This window comes from Chryseobacterium rhizosphaerae (assembly GCF_003385455.1).
Taxonomy (GTDB): domain Bacteria; phylum Bacteroidota; class Bacteroidia; order Flavobacteriales; family Weeksellaceae; genus Chryseobacterium; species Chryseobacterium rhizosphaerae.
Genome location: NZ_QNUF01000011.1, coordinates 117594 through 139522 on the forward strand (window position 1 = coordinate 117594; position 21929 = coordinate 139522).

Consider the following 21929-nt stretch of genomic DNA (forward strand, 5'->3'; position numbering starts at 1 on the left):
AGATTTTAAACTAAATCTTTTTCTGTTTTCCTGTTATCTTTTAGCATCCATGGAACAATATAATAAAAACCTATGGCAATCAGTATAGCCAATACACCGGTTCCGATCCACAGGGTATTAAAACCCAGTTTATCCGCAATCAATGTTCCTATATAAGGTGTAATAATAAAAGCTATTGAAAAAGACATTCCGTTCAGTCCCATATAAGCGCCTTTGTTGTTTTCACCTGAACGAAGTGCGGTAATGGTCGACATAAAAGGCAGGGTCCATATTTCCCCTATACAAAGCAAGGTCATGGAAACCAGCAATGCCACCATACTATAGTCGAAGGCCAGCATAGCATAGGAAAATCCACATAAGAAAGTTCCTATCAGCATTGTAAATCCTAACGTAAAATATTTCTCAGCCAGCTGTACAAAACCCATTTCAAGCAATACGATCAGGAAGCCACTGTAGCCCAGAATAAATCCTATATTCTGCTGGCTCAAATGAGCTGTATCCTTATAGAAAATAGTCAATGTACTGAATAACTGGAAAAAGCAGATAGAAAACAGCATACAGAATATACAATACACCATAAATTTACGGTCTCTATACGGAGAATTTTCTTTTTTAATGATTATAGCTTCTTTCACATTTCTTGCTTTCTTCTTTGCTAATCTTGTACGTTTTCTAAAGAACCAGATATACATTAATCCGGCCAGTAAAGCAGCTAAAGCATTACTGAAAAATAAAAACTCATAAGATATAGCAGATAGAATACCTCCTAATGCAGGGCCTATAGAGAATCCTAGATTAACAGCCATTCTGTTTAATGAGAAAGCTCTGGTAATATTTTCCGGCTTAGCGTATTTTGTAATAGCCACCGAGTTGGCAGGCCGGAAAGTTTCACTTACAATACTCTGCATTAAAATAATTCCTGCTAACCCTTCTTCTGTAGTAAAAAGAGGGATTAAACAAAATAAAGGTACACTCAAAAGTAAGCTTAAGCTCTGCACCTTGTATTCACCAATTTTATCGGTGATCATTCCACCAAACCATGAACCTATCACTGAACCTATTCCAAAAAAGCTAAGGACAATTCCGGAATTTTCAATGCTAAAATGTAAATGGTTTGTCATATAAACTCCTAAAAAAGGAAGTACCATAGAACCCGCCCTGTTGATTAGCATTACCAACGCCAGCATCCAACTCTCTTGCGAGAGTCCTTTGAAAGAACTCGTGTATAAGTTAATTAATTTCACAATAATATTTGGGGAAAAATTTAAAATGCAAAGTTAGAGAAAATAGCCCAAATCCCTCTGTTGGGAAAGAATAAATTTCAGCTTTCCACCTGTTTTTAAAGACTTTAGAATAAGTCATCAAAAAGATAGTAAAATAAAAAAGCCGGAAGAAAACTCTTCCGACTCTGACAAGTAAAACCTGTATTTATTTCGAATTCAATAATTTAAAAGCTGCATAAAGCCTGTTATGCTGACTTTAAATTTTGAATCTGTTATGGATTTGTAGAGAAAATGGAACCATTCGCAATTAATGCACGTCTGTTCATTTTTAGAATATCTCTTACCCATTCTGCAAAATCTTCAGGCTGTAAAACCGTTTCCGGGTTACCGTCTGTAAGCCCACCCTGAATACTCATATCAGAAGCAATAGTACTTGGCGTCAATGTAATCACACGGATATTCTGTTTTCTCCATTCTGCCATCATTGATTGAGATAGAGAAACTACTGCTGCTTTGGAAGCTGCATAGGCAGACATATTAGGTCCTCCTTTTAAACCTGCTGTAGAGGCTACGTTTACAATATCACCTTCTCCTTTAGCTTTCATAAACGGGTGAACGGCTTTAGCCGCATAGTATACTCCAAATAGATTGGTTTTGATCACCTGCTCCCAGGTTTCAGAAGACATATCTTCAATACTTCCGAAATCCCCGATTCCCGCATTATTGATCAATATATCTACTCCACCAAGTGTTTCAGCTAAAGTTTCGATTCCTGCTTTTACAGAGGTTTCATCATCAATATTAAATACGGCATAGGCTGCATGCACTCCCAGTTTTTGGATTTCGTCAACTGTATTTTTTAAATTTTCCTCGTTTCTTCCTGTAATGGCAACGTTTACTCCTTCATGAGCTAAAGCCAGCGCTACAGCCTTTCCTAATCCTCTTCCACCACCGGTTACGATGGCATTTTTTCCGTTTATGTTCATTGTAATAATACTTTTCGTTGTACAAAGTTACAAAAGAACATTTTTACAGGGTGGGAAGAATATAGATTTAATGTTTTTTTAACGGCACCCTATTTTTCCATATGATTTCTCATTCCGGGGAATCCAAACAAATAACTTTAAAATAAAGGGACAAGCTTGGTAAAACAAAGCCGGTTCATGACAAACCGGCTTCAAAATCTAAAAAAAGTAAAATAATAAGCTTAAGGAATCTGAATTGAGTTCTGTACTTCAAATTCTTCTGAAGCGGAGAATTGATTTCCATACATATCAACAGCTCTTACCTCAACTTTGTGTTTTCCCAAAGCTAATTTTTTAGGAAAACCTGCTTCCCATATATGTTTTGACATTTCAGGGTTAGAAGGTCTTCTTCCCGGAAGGATTTTCTCTGTAGTATCCCATTTAAAAACTGAAAGAGCAAAATTCGGATCTATTGTTTCATCATACTCCATGGCTTCCCAGGATCCGTTGTCTATTCTGTACTCTACTTTATCTTTTTTACCTCCCATGAAAAAGTTGGCCAGAACTTTTGCAGAGGTTTTGGAAGGATAAGGAATGACCTTTGGAACATATAGTTTTATTTGATAATCTTCCGGTTTTCCAGCCGTTTTGTACTTAACTTTATATTGATTGTCCATAAAGCTGATGAAAGAATACCCTTTAGCTGTTCCATCTCTCATCGTTGAAGTTGGAAGACCCGCTTCGTCAGCCGTACCCGAATACCAGTCACCACAAGTGGTTCCCACATTATATTCATGCAGTTCTTTTATCCCGTTCCAGCCTGCTTTTTTACCATAGAAAATTTGTTGCTGAATATGGGTATGTGCCGATAAAAGCAATACATTCTGAAAAGGATTTAAAAAATCAAATAATTTCTGGCGGTCAGCATTTCTAAAGCTATCTTCATTTGTATGCTCCAACGGAATATGGAAAGATACCACCACAAGTTTATTCTTATCAACCCACTTCAAATCATTTTCGATAAACTGAAGCTGATCTTCACGGAATCCTCCCCAATATCCTTTTCCATCTCTCGGGTCCGGATAAAGAATATCATCCAAAATAATAAAATGAACATTACCATAGTTAAATGAATAGTTGGCAGGACCAAAATTGGACTCAAATGTTTCATCTGATAAATGGTCTTCTTTTGCATCATAATTCATATCATGATTTCCCATGACATTATACCAGGGCAATCCTACTTCTTTCATTACATCTGCATAAGGTTTTTGAAGGCTTAAATTATCTCCTACCAAATCTCCCAGGCTAATCCCGAGCACTGCATTTTTCTTGGTATTTTTAACTTCATTTACAATTCCTCTTTTAAAATAATCAAGCTCCTTTTCCGTGTAAGGTTGTGGATCTCCAAAAACAAGAATATCAAAGTTTTTATCTTCATTCTGCCTATACAGTGGAAAATTCAGTTCTTTAGGAAGATCTCCGGTAGGAGCTACTCCTTTATATTTAAAATCAGCAGGGGAACCTTGGGGCTTATGATGGTAATAAAACTGAGGCAGATTATTGCTGTTTAAAGCAGTTTGATACCCTGAAGGTTTGATGACAAAAATGGTCTGTCCTTCCTGAACAGGTAAGCTATATCTCCCGTTTTTATCCGTAAGGGCTACCTGTACTCCATTGGATACAGCTACTCCCTCTACTCCTTTTTCACGATTTTCTTTCTTTTGATTTTTATTGCTGTCCTCGTATATATAACCGGAGACAGAAGTCTGGGAAAACGCCATTGCCGAAATCAGCATACATGGCATTAAAAATTTCATCTTAGCTCTCATTTCTTTATTCTTTATTCTTTATTCTTTATTCTTTATTCTTTATTCTTTATTCTTTATTCTTTATTCTTTATTCTTTATTCTTTATTCTTTATTCTTTATTCTTTATTCTTTATTCTTTATTCTTTATTCTTTATTCTTTATTCTTTATTCTTTATTCTTTATTCTTTATTAATCTTTTTATTTATTCCACCACATTTTCACATTGATATGATCTCCTCCCATCTGCTGAACAGCAGCCAAATAATTGGTAGGATTCAATACTTTAGGATTGGGCGGATACATTAATCTTTGGGGTAAATCTCCATTATTTAACAGACCTCCATTGTTGGGAAGTACCGGAAATCCTGTTCTTCTTTTTTCAAACCATTGCTGCTGATCTACAAAGAAAAGAGCGATATACTTCTGAAGTATAATTTTTTTCAGGTCTGCTTCATAAGCTACATTTTGATTATCAAAATAGTTGGCCGGTACTACAGCGCCCCACTGTTCAATAGAAGCTTTCACTCCGTTTTCGTAAAAAGTTTTAGCACTTCCCTGAATGATTCCTTTTAGGGCAAGCTCTGCCAAGGTAAACTGAAGTTCTGCATAAGGATAAACAAAAATCTTCAGCGGAGCTTTTGCCAGGTTTTGATTAAGATTTGACGGCTGAAAAGTAAAAACCGTTCCGAAAGGATATCCTGAAGGAGCACCCACATATCCTATATTATTGTTTTTCAAATCTTTTGCCTGGGTAAAGAACATCGGTATACGTGGGTCATTATTTTTCTGTAAAGCCTGTACAAAGAAATCTGACGCTGCTCTTCCTGTGGTAAAATCCTGAGGCCTTGCAATAGGTGGCATTAATGGAGAGATTCCTGAAATATCAAGCTTAGTAGCATCTGCATTATTTTGAAAAATGGGATATACCGTTGGATTGTTTACAATTTCCTGAATTCTTTCTTTCACATTTACCTCTCCATCTCTGCTTAATATTCTTAATAAAAGTCTTAGAGAAAGCGAGTTACATAGCTTTTTCCAATTGGCTATTCCACTATTATCAGTATCTGCTTTATAAAACAGATCTGCCCCGGTAAGAGGTTTAGTGGTGATAAATAAAGCATTAGCCGCTTTCAGATCATCCAAAAGACGGACATAAATATCTTTCTGTCTATCAAATTTAGGTTGAGAAATACCATTATCCAGTTGTGAAGCTTCGGAAAAAGGAACATCACCATAGGTATCGGTAAGATTGGAATAAATCCATGCATTGAGTACCATAGAAATAGCCTGGTAATTTTTATCTCCTTCAGAAATAGCTGCTTTTTTAAGGTCATCAACCTGTTTCAGCCATCTGTATGAATTATTCCAGAATCCTGTTCCTGTATTTTCTGTTATATAATAACGGCTTAATGAATTTCCTTCGTTGGGAAAATCCAGAGAAACCTGCATGATATCAAAATTAAAATCATTAGCCCTGTTATATCCTACGGAAGCCATATTATACTGTATGGGAGCCAGCAGGGTGTTTGCAACAGGTACATTGATTCTACTTGTATCTTTATTAATTTCATCCAGGCTTCTGTCACATGACACGGCACATCCTACAAGGCTAAGAAATGAACATATATAGAGTATCTTTTTCATTTTAAAAATTTTAGAATTTAACATTTAACTGAATTCCGACTGTTCTGGCTGAAGGCAGCTGCCCCATTTCAACTCCCGGTGTAATGGTAGAATCGTCAAGGGTAGCTGCTTCCGGATCAAATAATGGAAATTTCGTCCACATCCAAAGGTTTCTTCCAAATAAAGCAAGGCTAATATCTGTGACTTTTAATGGTTCTGTAATAGATTTCGGGAAAGAATAAGAAATTCTGGCATCTCTTAGCTTAATGAATGAAGTGTCAAATGAATTGGTTTCCACGTTGGCCCTTCTATAATAATCTCCATAATAAGAAGAAACAGGAACTCCTTTTGTATTCGGAGAAAAGCTTCCGTCCGGATTTTGAACAACTCCATCCCCTACAATCAGCCCACCCGGATTATCTCTTCCTACAAGAGTATGGGTAAGTTTCCCCTGTTCGGACATTTTATGATGTGACTGTGAGTAAGCGATCCCTTTATACTGTCCGTCAAATGAGAAACTAACGGTAATATTTTTATATTTAAATTCGTTCTGAAGCCCGGCTCTCCACTTTGGATAAGCATTTCCTATTTTCTTCATTTCCGTTGGCTTTGCCGTTAACCCATCTGTACCGTAAATCACTTGTCCATCCGGAGAATACATCAGACCGTAACCATACATATCACCTAGTGAACCTCCCACTACAGCATTATAATACACAACTCCTCCAACGCTTGCCATCGTGTAAGGTACTCCGTTGAACTCTTCCGGAAGGGAAAGAATCTTGTTGCGGTTCATTGACCAGTTGGCATTTACATTCCAGGAGAAGTTTTTATTTTTAATAGGTGAAGTGCTTAATGACATTTCGATTCCTCTGTTTCTCAGTTCTCCGGAATTGATAATTCTTTTATTATATCCGGTTTCATACAGTACAGGAATAATAATGGTCTGATCTTTAGAATTATTCTGATAGGCTGTAAAATTAAAAGTCAGTCTGTTTTTCAAAATTGTAAAATCCATCCCTCCTTCTATATTCGTAATCATTTCCGGTCTCAAATCAGGATTCGGATACAATAAGGGAGATTCTACAGATCCAGTGAATACACTATTTTCATAGTATTTTTCAAGCATATAATTGTAGGTATCATTTCCTACTTTTGACCATGACAGTCTAAGTTTCCAGAAATTTAAATTATCAGATTTCAGTTTAAAAATATCAGATAGGATAAAAGAGGATGACAATGACGGATAAAAATAAGATCTGTTATGATCCGGAAGGGTACTGCTCCAGTCGTTTCTGGCTGTTACATCCAGGAAAATCATATCCTTATAACTGAAATTTGCCAATGCATATAAACTGTTTACCTGATTATCATTAGGTTTTGGAAGTCTGCTTTCCAAAGATGTCGCATTGGATAGCTGGTACAATCCTGCTTTATTAAGTCCATTAGCCCGGTAATCATTCATGGTATATTCATGATATTTAATGTTACCTCCGGCAGAAGCTGTCACACCTACATCTCCAAATTTGTTTTTATAGGTAAAGAGAATATCATTGTTAAGATCCAAATACCTGATGTATTGCTCCCTGTAATACCCTTTCAGATAATTGGCAGAACTCCAGGGTCTTCTTTGGGTACGGAGTTCATTACTCCATTCCAACCCTGTCTTATAGGCAATATCAAAGTTTTTGGCCAGCTGATAATTTAGATTAACGTTACCTGTAATAATCTTTTTGTTTGTACTGTTTAGATTTTCATAGGCAATCAGATAAGGGTTATCAATATAGGAACTGAAAGGGTGAATCTGATCTACCTGCTCCTGGCCTTTTTTCCAGATAGGTCTATACCATTCGAGATCTACATTGGGATTTTGGAAAATCATAAAATAAGAAATCGACTGGTTATTATATCCGGTAGCGGGAAGGTTATCACTTTTAGTCTGGCTGAAGTTGATTTTAGTTCCTATTTTCAGCCTGCTGCTCAATTTATGATCTAAGGATACGGCAGCATTCAATCTGTTGAAACCTGTATTAGGCATCATCCATTCATTTTTCAGATAAGAAAGTGAAGTTCTGAAGGATGTGGATTCATTAGAATGTTCTACTGACAAGCTGTTTGAGTAAGTAGACCCTACCTGCCAAAAGTTTTTAATATTGTCTTTATAAGGTCTCCATAGTTTTCTTTCCAAGCTTTGCCCTTCTACCGAGGGATCGTACTGAAAGTAATATTGTCCGTCAAATTTCGGTCCGAAGGCACTACTGGTAGATCCTGTATTTATTCCGTCAGCAGAAGCTCCGTAAGAATAATAATAATTTCCATTTTTATCTTTTTGCTGAGTTCCCTGTCCGTATTCATATTGATAATCCGGCCATTTAAGAACAGTATCATAACTTGAATATGAATTTAAGGTAATCTGAACTTTTCCTTTTTTAGTTTTTCCGGATTTTGTGGTAATCATAATAGCTCCTCTTGAGCCCCTTGAACCATAGAGTGCAGAAGCAGTAGGTCCCTTCAGAATTGATACAGATTCAATATCATCAGGATTAATACTGTTGAAACTGTCTCCATAGTCAATAGGTAAATCTCCTCCAGAGCCGGCTCCATAGGCAGAAGTTCCGGTTCCGGTCTTTCTCCCGCTCAGGGGAACCCCGTCAACAACAATCAGTGCGTCGTTATTTCCCATATTCATGGAAATGTCTCCACGAAGGGTAATACGGGCTGTTCCAAGGGGCCCTGCTCCAGCGGTCTGAACTTTCAGCCCTGCTACTTTACCTTCCAAAGCTTCTGCCCAGTTGTTGTTTTGAGTTTGTAATATTTCTTCAGATTTAACAGTCTGGGTAGAATACCCTAGTGACTTGTCGTGCCTTTTGATTCCCAAAGCAGTTACCACTACCTCATCAAGTCCTTTAATAGTGTCTTTTTTAGATTTCTGCTGAGCTGCCAGGTTCACACTGATTAGTCCTAACAGCGACAAAACCAACAGCTTTTGTGTCTCTTTACGCATATCCTTTTTGTTTGTGCAAAATTAAAAGGACATTATGATTAAGATTTTAACAACACTTTAACATTTATTAAAAAAATATTGAATGAAATGTTAAATTTCTATTAACAGATTAACGCAATAGACTAACTAACAGTATATTAAGTAATTAATTATTTTTAATATCATTTATCGATACCATTTGTGTATCTTTATTGTCTTTCTTTGAGAAAATAAAACACCATATTCAACTGTATACCAATTGGTTAAATTCAAAACCAGAGTACTTTATTTTGAACACCGTGTTCTTCATTCTGTGAACCCATCTCTCAGACTAGAATAATATAATCGTCAACTATATTACCGGATATGCACCTGCTTTATTTGTAACAAAAAAGACTGCCTCTTTTGGAAGAGACAGTCTTTACACATTGGCAATATTTATTTTGCTCTCAATCATTACAGGAATGAATGATGATAAGCCCGATAATAATTATTTATTTTTCAGTTGTTCAGGGATATTAGTGGTAACAAATCCAATTCCCTGTTTTTTCAATTCTTCATAAACAGCCGCATCGTTTACTGTCCAGGAATTTGTAATAAGACCTAATGTCTTAGCTTCAGAAATCCATGTAGGGTTTTTCTGGAAAACACTGTAATGATAATCCATACCGTCAAGTCCTTCTTTTTTGATCTGCTCCGGTGACAATTCTCCATTCAGATACTGCACTTTAAATGTCGGCTCAAGTTTTTTAATTTCCTTACAGATATTCAAGCTGAAAGAAATAAATTCACTTTGAGATTCAAGTTTCATATCCTTGATCATTTTGATCGTCTTTTGGGTGATCTCATTTTCTATTTCTGGAGTTTTATCCGGTTTGATCTCTACGATTAACTTTACAGACGGATCCTTTTTACCCTGCTTCAGATAGTCTTTTAAGGTCGGGAATTTTTCTCCATTAGATAGTTTTACTTTTTCCAATTCCTTGAAAGAAGTCTCAGAGATTTCCATTTTATCGTGGTGCTCGTCATGGTTGATCACCAACACTCCATCTTTTGTCATTCTCACATCAAATTCTGATCCATACACTTTAAGCTTTTGAGCATTCTCTAAAGATTTAATTGAGTTTTCCGTTGTAGGAGGCTGTGCCTGGAAATACCCTCTGTGTGCGATAATCTGAGTTTGTGCTTTCATCAATACTGTACTTAAAACTGCTAACCCTAAGATAAAATTTTTCATAATATAAATTGATAATTAAAACCAAGTCCGAAGACTTTTGGATAAAGATAATTATTTTAAAAAGCTTTAAACCACAAAAGACATAGAAGTTTTCGTTTGTTTCCGATCACTTATCTATTTTTAAGCCTTTTGTGGTTCATATTATTTTCTTGTTAGAAACTATATTTTGCTCCAATCTGAATCTGATACGGATTTCCTGAAAGAGGAGCTAAACCGTTACCACTCAAATTTTTTGTATACTCAAACTGCTTGGTTACCGGATCGAATTTTTTGATTCTGTACATTGAGGTATTTCCATATGATTCATTTACGCCCCATTCTTTATTAAGTAGATTGGCTACGTTAAAGATATCTACAGAAAGTTCAAATGCTCCTACTTTATCAAATTTTATTTTCTTAGCTACACGTAAATCCCAAACTCCGTAGAATCCATTCTTACCACCGTTACGTTCTGCAATTTCACCATTGTATTCCTTCACATAATCCTTCAAGGCCTGTCCTACATTAGGATCATCAATAATAGATTGAGCAATATTCGGGAAAATATAAGCAAGGTCATTGCTATCCACAAAATCTCCGTTAATATTTCCTCCTGCTGTTACAGAGAAACGCGTCCCTCCGATTCCTGAATATCTGATTCCTAACGTAAATCCTGCAATGGTAGGTGAGTTCCCATAAATAACCACTTTATTTCGGAACTGGTTATCAGAATACGTCATTCTCAAATCTCTCGGATCACCCTGAACCATTGTGGATAATGTTGCAGAATTGGCAACATTTCCGTTATATGACGTATTATCTTTAATATCAGACCAGGTATAACTTGCTGTAATTTCCCCATCTTTCCAATAACGGTAGCTGGTATCCACCACAAATGAGAACTGATTTACTTTACCGTCACTCACCAATTCCAATACTCTTCCGAAATTATTATTGATTCTCCCTTTTTTCCAGTCGATTTTTGCACCGTCTATTGCTGAAGTAGGAACATATACTCCTCTTCCTCCTTCATTATCCAATGTAAAGAATGGATTAGCTACCATATTTCTGTCATAGTAATAGTAGTTATTTCTACCCAAAGCCATATATGCTGCCAATCCTGCTCTGAATCTATCATTAAAGAAGTGGGTATAGGAGATATTCGCTTTGTAAACGATTGGAATTTTAGCATCTTTTCCTGTATAGTTGATGGTTGGAATCTGATCCTTAGCAAGCGTAGGAATCGAACCATAATTATTTCTATAACTGTTGAAATCCGGCGTCAGTCCAACAGTTGCAGGATCCACATCTACTGTAGCCAAATGCTTTCCATCGAACACCAAATTATTGATAATCATATAATTGTTGATATCTGAAGAGAATATCCCTGCTCCAAACTTCAAGAAGTCTTTATTCTGCTCATTGATATTCCAGTCAAACTGGAATCTCGGCTGGATCACAAATGATTTAATTTTATTATCCGTTCTGATCCCCATTTCATCAAATAATTTTTGGTTGAATTCCGCTTTCGGATAACCACTGTAATCTAACCTCAAACCAGCCATCAAATCAAGACCTTTGGCTATTTTGGTCTGAAACTGCCCATAAATTCCGATATTCCAGATATTGGATCTTACAGAAGGGTCATCCATTAAAGGAACTTCTCTATAAAATCTGTAAGGATTAAGATTATCGAAATTATCAAGGCTGCTTATTTTTTTATCCGGATCTTCCTTAAAGTGGAATCTTCCGTTTACCTCACTTCCATATACAGATTTTGAAGTGGTATACATTAAATCTGCACCGAAGGTATATTTTACTTTATCGGTGTTGTAATATAAATTATCTACAATCTGGAATACATTATTTTTGAAACTTTCCTGAGCAAAACGATGTCCTCCAATCTGGATATTCGTAGAACCAGCACTTGATGCTACTCCTTCAACAATAGCTCTCGGCACAGGTCTTCCTAATTCATCATTTTGATAACTGTTCTGGAAAGTATAAAGGTATTGAGCTTTCAACTCATTCGTTAAATTAGGCTTCAGATTTGATCTTAAGGTTAATAATAAACTGTTGTCAAGGTTTTTATCATTTCCGTAAGATTCAAAGAAGTTGATATTGGTATTATCACCAAGTCCGTTTTTATTAAGGTCATAGGTGAAGTTGTTTCTTAACGTCAATAAGTGCTTTTCATTGATCTGCCAGTCTAAACGCAAAAATGCAGCATCTGAATTTCTCACTTTATCAAAGCTTCCAAACTGAGGAGTATTCCCTACCCCATATTTTGCTCTTGAAATATCCAGAAACTTATTCAGCGTTTCTGTAGTGGTATTGAATCTTTTCTCATCTTCCTGAGATCTGATATCTGCAATAATCAACGGTCTGGAATCCAGCTGGTGATCCCAGGCTACGAAGAAATGTAATTTATTTTTAATGACCGGTCCACCCAATGAAAAACCAAACTGAGAAGTAGAGAAATCATTCTGTCTCTTATTTCCTCTGATATCATAAGGGCTGGAAAGCCAGTTGGTTCTTAAGTATTCCCAGGCACTTCCTGAAAATTTGTTGGTTCCTGATTTCGTAACAGCACTTACTGTTCCACCACCACTCCTTCCCAACGTTACATCGTATTGGTTGGTGGTAATTTTAAATTCACGTACCGCTTCAATAGAAATGGAAAAGGGGGCACCACTTCGGCTGGTCGTAGAACCTGCAGAGGTCGGGTTTTTAGCCGTCATCCCATCAATAGTGAAATTGGTGGAAGAACCCAGCTGCCCGGATAAATTTCCTCCCTTTCCACTTAAAGGTGATAATTCTGTAAGGTTCGTGAAGTTTCTCCCGTTTACCGGAAGCATGCTTATATTCTTGGCAGAAATTGCTGTAGCTGCACCAAGGTTTCCTATTTTATTTTTAAGGTTTCCGGTAATCACTACTTCTTCTATACGCTTCTCTCCACCCATATCCATGTTCACCGTAACCTGATCTCCAAAGTTGACATTATAGCCTTCCTTTTTATCCTCGTTTACAATAACGGTGTATGGACCACCAAGAGGAATCTCTTTAAAGATATATTCTCCTTTTGAATTGGTTTCCGTTTCCGTTCTGAATCCTGTAGATTCATTAACGATCGTTACTTTCACTTTTTCCTGAACCGTACTTCCCGGCCCGGTTACTTTCCCTACAATAGAAGCCTGTGTAGTCTGTGCATACGCCAGTGTCCCAAACCCTAAAAACAATAATCCCAGTACAATCTTTACTTTTTTCATTACCTCAAATTAGATGTGCAAAGGTATTTTGACTTTGAGAGCCTTCTGTTTAAGAGAGTTTTAACATTTTTTTAATTAAATAGAAACGTTATGTTAATTTATTATAAACAACCAATTTATTCCATAGATAACCAGCCTGTTAAAAGGCATTACGTAATATTAACTTTCCTGTAATATTTAATTGTGTTATTTTCTAAATGGAATTAGTTTAGTTATTTTTGCTCAAAAGATAGAACCGCAATGTCCGAAAACATTCAACAAAAAATAGAACAGCTCCGCAAAGAGCTTCATCAGCATAATGAAAACTATTATCTTCTGGATACCCCTACCATTTCAGATTATGACTTCGATATGCTTCTTCAGCAGCTCCAGGAGCTGGAAGCAAAGCACCCTGAGTTTTATGATGAAAACTCCCCTTCTGTAAGAGTAGGTGGTGGAGTTACAAAGGTTTTTCCCACGATCCAGCATAAATTCAGAATGTATTCTCTGGATAATTCTTATGATTTTGATGATCTTGAAGATTGGGAGAAAAGAATTATTAAGACCATTAATGATCCTGTAGAATTTGTTGCTGAATTAAAATATGACGGAGCTTCTATTTCCATTCTTTATGAAAACGGAAAACTGATGCAGGCAGTAACCCGCGGTGACGGTTTCCAGGGAGATGAAATTACCCCGAATGTCCGTACCATTTCAGATATTCCACTGACGTTGAAAGGCGATTTCCCTCCTCACTTCTTTATGCGTGGAGAAATTTACCTGACCAGAAAGAATTTCGATAAACTCAATAAACTGCGTGATGAGGAAGGACTTGATCCGTTTATGAACCCTAGAAATACAGCCAGCGGAAGTTTAAAAATGCAGGACAGTGCCGAAGTAAGAAAGCGTGGTTTATCTTCTGTACTCTATCAGTTCATCGCTGAAGATATTCCGGCAGAAACCCATTGGGAACTGCTTCAAAAAGCACAGGGCTGGGGATTCAAAACATCTCAGCAGGCTAAATTATGCACCACTCTTGATGAGGTAAAAGATTTTATCACTTTCTGGGATACGGAGCGTCATAACCTGCCTTTTGAAATTGACGGTATTGTTTTAAAAGTCAATTCTCTGCAGCAGCAAAGACAGCTTGGATATACTGCAAAATCTCCCCGTTGGGCCATGGCCTATAAATTCAAGGCTGAAAAAGTGGAAACTGAGCTTCAAAGCGTTTCTTACCAGGTAGGAAGAACGGGCGCTATTACGCCGGTTGCCAATCTTAAACCTGTTTTACTGGCAGGAACTATTGTAAAGAGAGCTTCTCTTCACAATGAAGATATTATCAAAAAACTGGACCTTCATGAGCATGACTTTGTGTATGTAGAAAAAGGCGGTGAAATCATTCCGAAGATCGTTGCGGTAAATACTGAGAAAAGAACTGAAGAAAGTAAAGAAATAGAATATATCAAACATTGTCCGGAATGTGGTACTGAATTGGTAAAAATTGAAGATCAGGCGATCCATTTCTGCCCGAATGAACTTCACTGTCCTCCACAGGTGGTAGGAAGAATGATCCACTATGTTTCCCGAAAAGCTTTAAATATTGAAAACCTGGGAAGTGAGACCATTGAACAGCTTTACAGAGAAAAGTTAATTGAAAACCCGGCTGATTTCTATGTTTTAACGAAAGAACAGCTTCTTCCCTTGGAAAGAATGGCAGAAAAATCAGCGCAGAATATCATCACAGGTGTTGAAAAATCCAAAGAAATACCTTTTGAAAAAGTATTATACGGAATAGGAATCAAACACGTAGGAGAAACAGTAGCCAAGAAACTGGTAAAGAATTTCACTACTATAGAAGATTTGAAAAATGCCAGTGTGGAAGAGCTTTGTCAGGTAGAAGATATCGGGGCTAAAATTGCTGTAAGCATTGTGGAGTTTTTCAAAAATTCTGAAAACATCCTGATGATAGAACGTTTAAAATCTTATGGTGTACAGCTTGAAAAAGGGGAAAGTACCAATGAGGTTCTGTCCAATGTGTTAGAAGGAAAAGCTTTCCTTTTCACCGGAAAACTATCTTTGTTTACCAGAGAACAGGCCGAAGAAATGGTGGAAAAACATGGTGGAAAAAATATTTCTGCCGTTTCTAAAAACCTAAACTTCCTGGTGGTAGGTGAAAAAGCAGGAAGCAAACTGAAAAAAGCACAGGATATAGGAACAATTACCATTCTGGATGAACAGGAGTTCCTTGATTTGATTGAGAAACAGTAAAAAATAATAGCATAAAAAATAGTTAGAGCCGTGAATTTTCACGGCTTTTTTTGCATCACACTCAAAGAATAAAATAACATATAAATCAATAATAAAAGTAAAAATTAAACTTTAAAACAATTAAATGTAATAAATTCAACAGTATACGTATTTAATAGTAAATATTTTTCATACATTTATAAAAACTAAAACACCACTAAACCATGAAAAACATTTACGTATTTGTGCTGTTCCTGGCACACTTATCTGTGAGTGCACAGATTGTCAATATTCCGGATCCTTATTTTAAAGCAAAACTTCTCTCCGCAAGCCCTTCCAATCAGATTGCCCAGGGTACCGGTAGTGGAAATGTTTCTATTGATACCAACAACGATGGAGAGATTCAGCTTTCCGAAGCAGCGGCTATCACTTCAATATCCATTTATAGCCCCAATGGAAGCCCTTTTCAGATTCAGTCTATAGAAGGGGTGAAATCCTTTGTCAATCTGAAATATCTTACCGTTTCTGATTCCCCAGGTCTTCTTTCGGTAGATGTAAGCGGTATGCCAAAACTGGCGCTGGTCTCTTTTGATAACAATACATCAATGTCTGCTACTAATTTTTCAAACTGTAATCTTCTCAATAACATCAGTGTCAGAAATGCCAATATTGTAAATCTTGATATTTCTAACCTGCCTAATTTTGGTACTTTAGACTGTAAAGATGGAAAAGTGGAAACTATTAATTTTACAGGAAGTACCACAATACACACGCTTCTATGTTCCAATAATAACATCAGTTCTATTGATGTAAGTCCATTGGTTAATCTTGCAAGTTTACATATTTATGAAAATCTACTCACTACTCTTAATCTGAACAACCTTACGAAACTTCAGACGCTCAACTGTAATGGTAACAATCTCACTTCATTGTCTTTACAGAACACTCCAAAACTTAAGTATATTGAAGCGATGAATAATAATCTATCCACTATAGATTTAAGCCAGGCTCCTGTTCTGGGCACCCTTTATCTTTCTTCCAATCAACTCACCAGTATTGATCTTTCTACCTCCCCGCAACTCCATATTCTTTCTTTGGGTAATAATCTTCTGACGACGATCGATATTTCACACAACCCTCTTTTGTCTTCTCCATCTCTCAACAATAACAATCTACAGACCATGTTTTTAAAAAACGGATTAAACGGTGGTGGTGGATACTATCCTAACAATCCCAATTTAAGTTATATCTGCTGCGATGAAGGGGAAATAGCTTCTGTTCTCAATGCTAATACCCAATTTGGATACAACAATGTGGTCGTGAATTCTTACTGTTCTTTCACCCCGGGTGGTACCGTATATACCGTTAAAGGAAACACCAAATATGATATCAATGGCAATGGTTGTGACCCTACTGATCTTAATAAAGCATTCCAGAAATTCACGGTAACAGGAATCAGCAATGCAGGAAGTCTTATCTCCGATCACTCAGGAAACTACTCTATCCCGCTAAATTCCGGCCCAAAAACCATCACTCCAATCGTAGAAAATCCTACCTATTTCACTATTTCACCAGCAAGCTTAGCGGTTAATTTCCCTCTTCAGACCAGTCCATTGACTCAGAACTTCTGTATGTCAGCCAACGGCACTCATCCTGATCTTGAGGTGGTGATTGTTCCAGTACAGGCTGCAGTACCAGGATTTGATGCAGGATATAAAATTGTTTTTAAAAATAAAGGTACAACAGCACAATCAGGAACAATGGTTTTCAATTTTGATGATAACCTGATGAATTTCCTGAACGCGACCGTTACTCCAAATTCACAATCTACAGGAACCCTGACCTGGAATTTCACCAATCTGCTTCCATTTGAAACGAAAGAAATTAAAGCGGTATTCACCTTAAATACACCTACACAAACGCCACCATTAAATAATGGAGATGTTCTTCATTACACAGTACAGATCAACGGTGCTCCGGATGATACTCCTGCAGATAATAGTTTTACGCTGAACCAAAACGTAGTCAATTCATTTGACCCTAATGACAAAACATGTCTTGAAGGGCCTTCAATTGCTCAAACTCAGGTAGGTGATTATGTACATTATCTGATCAGGTTTGAAAATATGGGAACTGCAAATGCCAGAAATATTGTAGTAAAAGATATCATTGATACTTCAAAATTTGATATCTCCAGCCTGATTCCGATTACAGGAAGCCACAACTTTACCACAAGAATAACCCAACCTAATATTGTTGAATTTATCTTTGAAAATATCCAGCTACCTTTTGACGATCTGAACAATGACGGATATGTTTCATTTAAAATTAAAACAAAATCTACATTGACCGCAGGGGAAAATTTCAGTAATACAGCCAATATTTATTTTGATTATAATCATCCGATTATTACCAATACCTACACAACAGCTGTTGAAAATAAGAATACGCTGGCAACAAACGAAATAAAAGGGAAGAATACAACCTTAAACATCTACCCAAATCCGGTAAAAGAAGTCTTATCTATTCAGTCCAAGGATGAAGTTATTAAAGCTGAAATCTATGATACAGCCGGAAGAATTATGCTTTCTATGGGAGTGAAAGGAAATTCAGTAAATCTCTCAGAGCTTCCTAAAGGAAACTATATGATTAAAATATATACCAAAGAGCAAACATTCGTTCAGAAATTAATCAAAGACTAACGAAGACTTACCTCTATAAAAATAAAGGCTGCGAAATCACTTTCGCAGCCTTTGTATTTTAATATATCATTTTATTTGAAAACAAGAACGCTGTAAGGGCCATTCTGATTTTCTTTAGGCAAAATAAACCTGATGTGCTGTTTACCTTTCTGATAATCAACATAAGGCTCTTTGGTAATAATTTTTCCTTTTCCAGTCTCTTTATAACCAGCATTTAATACAGCTGAAAGGTATTTATGATAATCTCTCTGTTCCGGAAATTCACATTCTATCCTGTCCTGAGATTTGTCTTTAGTATATACAAATTTCCCGATTTTAAATGTATGATCAGGGCTTTCATATTCATTCAGGGTGAAATCTGAACTTTCCGTTTTGTCATTAAAGCTGAAATTGATCTTCTTCATTTCATTTTTAAATTCAGGCATACCAAGCTTATTGAATTCTGCAATTTTTTCTAATGTGAAAGCCTGAGCAGATACCTGAATACCTAGTACGATAAAAAACAGCAATGTTAATAGAGATAGAGTTTTTTTCATTGTATGATAAAAGTTTATAAGTTTAAAAGAATAGTTTTCAAGTTTTTGATAAAGTTATGAATTTTTCTTTAATACGTTTTGGAAAAGTATAATTTGTTCCTGATTGAGATTCTTCAAATAAATTTTACGTTCCTTTATTGAGATTCAAAACGTAAAGCAGAATATTATATTGTATATTTTAAGAAACAGGCAGTCTGAAATAAAATGTACTTCCATTATTCGGGGAGCTGTTTACTCCAATTTCTCCATTCTGTTTTTCAATAAAATTCTTTGAGATGGCCAATCCAAGTCCTGTTCCGTTCTGATGTTCACCCGGAACCTGAAAATAACGGTCAAAGATCTGACGGTGGTATTTTTCATCAATACCACTTCCCGTATCAGTAATACTGAACTGAATAAAGGAATCCACTTTTTCTACCAAAATCTTTATATTTTCATCCTGAAACGAGTGTTTCACAGCATTGGTAAGGAAGTTATTCATTACCCAAACCGTTTTATCAAAATCCGCAGCAACAAAATCTGTGTCTTCCAGAAGATATTCCGTATTCACTGAAATATTTTTCTGTTCTGCCAGTTTTTCTACATTTTTCACCGCCGACTGTACAATCTCTTTAGGAGAGCATTTTTCAACAGTCAAACGGATATTTCCAGATTCAACCTGCGAAAGATTAAGCAGTTCACTGGTAATATCCAGTAAACGTTGCCCATCTTCATTGATACTTTTCAGCAATTCTTTCTGCTGGTCATTCAGCTCTCCGAATTTCTGATTTCCAAGCAACTGTACGCCCATTTTTATAGCAGAAATAGGAGTTTTCAGTTCATGAGAAATGGTAGCTATAAAATTCGTTTTAGCAAAATCAAGTTCTTTAAAAGGGGTAATATTTCTCAGCAAAATAACCTTTCCAATATATTTTTTTTCCTTTTCTCCAGTTTTTACAATGTTGATAGGGACAATATCCTGTTCAAAATAATTCTCTTTATTATCACGAACGATCTTCATCGGTTCTTTTACCGGATGGTCAATATTTTTTAATAATTCACGGATCAAATCATTGTTTATAGCAACTTCATGAGCTGTTTTGCCCATAATCTCGTCTTTATTGAGATTGGTAATTTTCAACGCTTCATCATTAATCATGTAGATAAAATGGTTTTCATCCAGCCCGATAACAGCATCATGCATGTTGTTCACCAGTGTTTCAATCCTCTTCTTATCCATCAACTGCTTGGAGAGTGTACTGCTTTCATATTCCTGAAGCTTTTCAGCCATGATGTTAAATGATTCCGCCAGGCTGTTGAACTCTTCACTTCCTTTGAAATGCACCCTTTCATTATAATTTTTATCAGCAATCTGTCTGATACTGAATGTCAGTTGATTAATGGGTTCTGCAATGGTTTGTGGTAAATTAAAAAGCAAAATAAAGGCAATCAGGAAGCATACCGTTCCTAAACTAACAATCCAGAAAGTAGCATTACCGGCAGTAATGATGGCAATATCGCTTTTTCTTTCAATACCTTTCATATTTAAAGACATAATCTTGGCGAGATCTTCCCGGATCAGTTTTTCTTTACTGTATGAAGGTTCTTTCAGATAACTGTTAAAATGCAAATTCAGGTTCTGAGTAGCTTCTTTTTCTCCGAATTCCGTGAGGTTTTTTTCCTGTAACTGGTTATTTTTCTGAAAATCGGCAATAGCAACAGCACTGTCAATGCTTATATGATCCAAAGCCAGGAGCATATTTTTCGAAAACTCCAGACTGTTATAATTGGCTGTAAGGATTTTCTCCGTATCAGATTTCAGTTTATTGATATATACAGACCCTATCACTGAAAGCAGAACGATCAGGAAAAATAAAAGGCCTACGCCTAAGGTAAGTTTAGTTTTAAGTTTCATATGAAGATCCTTATTGTTTTTTAAAAGACATATGCAATCGCGTCATCTTTATCGGTGTTTGTGTTTCCAAATCATTGCGATTTCATTACTTTTTTAAGATAAAATAATAATATCTATCTGCCTTTCATTCAATCTGTTCATCAGGGTATAGATCCAGCTATATCCCAACAGGCGCTGCCAAAATCTGGCATGAGGCTTTCCGATACAGACAGTTGTTATGTTATGGGCAATTACATACTCCAGAATTCCATTATGTACACTGCCTTCTTTGATCCGGACCACTTTTGCTCCCAATTCCTGTGCTAAATTAAAATTATTAATCAAATACCGCTGTTTATCCAGGGCTATTTTTTCAGGATTTTCTGAGGGCTTCTGAATATATATGACAGTCCACGGACTATTATAATAGCTCGCCAATCTGGCTGTTTTTCTAATGATCGTTTTAGCAATCTTTTCATTACTGCTGATACAGGCCAGAAATTTTATAGGTTTAAAGTTTTCAGTCTTTATTTCAGTCTCTACTTTTCTTTCAACGTGAGTGGCCACTTCTTTTAAAGCCAGTTCACGAAGCTGTAAAATATGCCCGCTCTGAAAGAAATTATTCAAGGCAGTCTGAATTTTTTCCTTTTTATAGATCTTCCCTTCTTTCAGCCGGGTCAGTAATTCATCAGCGGTAAGGTCTATGTTTACCACTTCATCTGCAATAGCAAGAATTTTATCCGGTACACGTTCCGTAACTTCTACTCCTGTAATTACTTTTACTTCCTCATTCAGACTTTCAATATGCTGAATATTCATGGCACTGATCACATTGATCCCGTTATCCAAAATCTCAAGGACATCCTGCCATCTCTTTTTATTTTTGGACCCTTCTACATTGGTATGCGCCAATTCGTCCACCAAAACAACTTCAGGATGTTCGTTGATAATAGCCTGAACATCCATTTCTTCCAGGTTTTTACCTTTATAAAAAACTGATTTTCTGGCAATTTCCGGGAGCCCTTCCACCAAAGCCACTGTTTCTTCCCGATCATGCGTTTCTATATAGCCGATCTTTACATCAATGCCGTTCCGTAAAAGGGACTGAGCTTCCTGAAGCATCCGGAAAGTTTTTCCTACGCCTGCACTCATTCCGATATAGATCTTGAATTTTCCTTTTCGGGATTTCTGGATCAGTTCTAAAAAATGTTTTGCTGATGACATTGATTCCTGCTTTTACAGTATTAAGTTATTATAATTTTTATTAAACCACAAAAGAGATAAAAGCTTTTCTTATCTCTCTCTTATCGTAAGCTTATGGCTTAAGAGATTCTCTGAATGTTTAAAACAATTTGTCATTCCGAAGAGATTCACCCTCTTAATTTCAAAGGATACAAGGTCATATTATGATTGATTTTATGTGCCTTGTCAGGATTCCTATAGAATGACAAATTGAATCGATAAAATTTTCAAAAATGCTCTTCTTTTGTAGTGAGTTCATT

The 21929-nt window shown here is 36.3% G+C and carries 12 protein-coding genes; 2 read left to right on the forward strand and 10 right to left on the reverse strand.

What is annotated here, in order from left to right:
• Positions 1 to 5: 5 nt before the first annotated feature.
• The 7 genes from DRF57_RS11695 to DRF57_RS11730 form a co-directional block, all read right to left on the reverse strand.
• The gene (locus DRF57_RS11695; RefSeq protein WP_084086282.1) at positions 6 to 1187 is read right to left on the reverse strand and encodes an MFS transporter; all 1182 of its coding nucleotides are present in this window, start codon (positions 1185 to 1187) and stop codon (positions 6 to 8) included.
• 308 nt (positions 1188 to 1495) lie between these two features.
• Positions 1496 to 2209: a 3-ketoacyl-ACP reductase gene (locus tag DRF57_RS11700; RefSeq protein ID WP_115918636.1), complete on the reverse strand. Its 714-nt coding sequence runs from the start codon at positions 2207 to 2209 to the stop codon at positions 1496 to 1498.
• A 221-nt stretch (positions 2210 to 2430) separates the two neighbouring features.
• Complete coding sequence (locus tag DRF57_RS11705) at positions 2431 to 3996, reverse strand: calcineurin-like phosphoesterase C-terminal domain-containing protein (RefSeq protein WP_115918638.1); 1566 nt, start codon at positions 3994 to 3996, stop codon at positions 2431 to 2433.
• Between the two features lie 201 nt (positions 3997 to 4197).
• Entirely contained in the window at positions 4198 to 5643 is a 1446-nt protein-coding gene (locus DRF57_RS11715; RefSeq protein ID WP_047487877.1) for a SusD/RagB family nutrient-binding outer membrane lipoprotein, read from the reverse strand.
• A gap of 10 nt (positions 5644 to 5653) precedes the next feature.
• Positions 5654 to 8626, reverse strand: a complete 2973-nt coding sequence (locus DRF57_RS11720) for a SusC/RagA family TonB-linked outer membrane protein (RefSeq protein ID WP_047487233.1) — start codon at positions 8624 to 8626, stop codon at positions 5654 to 5656.
• A gap of 469 nt (positions 8627 to 9095) precedes the next feature.
• A complete protein-coding gene (locus tag DRF57_RS11725; RefSeq protein ID WP_047487230.1) occupies positions 9096 to 9842 on the reverse strand; it encodes a glycerophosphodiester phosphodiesterase family protein in 747 nt (248 codons plus the stop codon).
• Positions 9843 to 9994: 152 nt separating this feature from the next.
• Positions 9995 to 13090: a TonB-dependent receptor gene (locus DRF57_RS11730; RefSeq protein ID WP_115918640.1), complete on the reverse strand. Its 3096-nt coding sequence runs from the start codon at positions 13088 to 13090 to the stop codon at positions 9995 to 9997.
• A 240-nt stretch (positions 13091 to 13330) separates the two neighbouring features.
• On the opposite strand from DRF57_RS11730, the gene ligA reads away from it, so the two are divergent.
• Positions 13331 to 15337 carry an NAD-dependent DNA ligase LigA gene (ligA, locus tag DRF57_RS11735; RefSeq protein WP_115918642.1) on the forward strand — a complete coding sequence of 669 codons (2007 nt, stop codon included), beginning with the start codon at positions 13331 to 13333 and terminating at the stop codon, positions 15335 to 15337.
• 203 nt (positions 15338 to 15540) lie between these two features.
• Positions 15541 to 18018, forward strand: coding sequence for a DUF7619 domain-containing protein (locus DRF57_RS11740; protein ID WP_115918644.1), 2478 nt, complete (start codon positions 15541 to 15543; stop codon positions 18016 to 18018).
• A gap of 71 nt (positions 18019 to 18089) precedes the next feature.
• Here DRF57_RS11740 and DRF57_RS11745 read toward each other — a convergent pair whose 3' ends face one another.
• From DRF57_RS11745 to DRF57_RS11755, 3 genes are all read right to left on the reverse strand, one after another.
• Positions 18090 to 18554, reverse strand: coding sequence for a hypothetical protein (locus tag DRF57_RS11745; protein WP_084086288.1), 465 nt, complete (start codon positions 18552 to 18554; stop codon positions 18090 to 18092).
• Positions 18555 to 18732: 178 nt separating this feature from the next.
• Positions 18733 to 20448 (reverse strand): HAMP domain-containing sensor histidine kinase, encoded by a 1716-nt coding sequence (locus tag DRF57_RS11750; protein ID WP_115918646.1) that lies wholly within the window; start codon positions 20446 to 20448, stop codon positions 18733 to 18735.
• A gap of 93 nt (positions 20449 to 20541) precedes the next feature.
• A complete protein-coding gene (locus tag DRF57_RS11755; RefSeq protein ID WP_047487215.1) occupies positions 20542 to 21651 on the reverse strand; it encodes a histidine kinase in 1110 nt (369 codons plus the stop codon).
• Positions 21652 to 21929 lie beyond the last annotated feature (278 nt).

Excerpts from the sequence above, each read along its gene's own strand:
- DRF57_RS11695 (WP_084086282.1), bottom strand. The coding sequence starts at position 1,187 with ATGCTGGCGTTGGTAATGCTAATCAACAGGGCGGGTTCTATGGTACTT.
- DRF57_RS11700 (WP_115918636.1), bottom strand. The coding sequence starts at position 2,209 with ATGAACATAAACGGAAAAAATGCCATCGTAACCGGTGGTGGAAGAGGA.
- DRF57_RS11705 (WP_115918638.1), bottom strand. The coding sequence starts at position 3,996 with ATGCCATGTATGCTGATTTCGGCAATGGCGTTTTCCCAGACTTCTGTC.
- DRF57_RS11715 (WP_047487877.1), bottom strand. The coding sequence starts at position 5,643 with ATGAAAAAGATACTCTATATATGTTCATTTCTTAGCCTTGTAGGATGT.
- DRF57_RS11720 (WP_047487233.1), bottom strand. The coding sequence starts at position 8,626 with ATGCGTAAAGAGACACAAAAGCTGTTGGTTTTGTCGCTGTTAGGACTA.
- DRF57_RS11725 (WP_047487230.1), bottom strand. The coding sequence starts at position 9,842 with ATGAAAAATTTTATCTTAGGGTTAGCAGTTTTAAGTACAGTATTGATG.
- DRF57_RS11730 (WP_115918640.1), bottom strand. The coding sequence starts at position 13,090 with ATGAAAAAAGTAAAGATTGTACTGGGATTATTGTTTTTAGGGTTTGGG.
- ligA (WP_115918642.1), top strand. The coding sequence starts at position 13,331 with ATGTCCGAAAACATTCAACAAAAAATAGAACAGCTCCGCAAAGAGCTT.
- DRF57_RS11740 (WP_115918644.1), top strand. The coding sequence starts at position 15,541 with ATGAAAAACATTTACGTATTTGTGCTGTTCCTGGCACACTTATCTGTG.
- DRF57_RS11745 (WP_084086288.1), bottom strand. The coding sequence starts at position 18,554 with ATGAAAAAAACTCTATCTCTATTAACATTGCTGTTTTTTATCGTACTA.
- DRF57_RS11750 (WP_115918646.1), bottom strand. The coding sequence starts at position 20,448 with ATGAAACTTAAAACTAAACTTACCTTAGGCGTAGGCCTTTTATTTTTC.
- DRF57_RS11755 (WP_047487215.1), bottom strand. The coding sequence starts at position 21,651 with ATGTCATCAGCAAAACATTTTTTAGAACTGATCCAGAAATCCCGAAAA.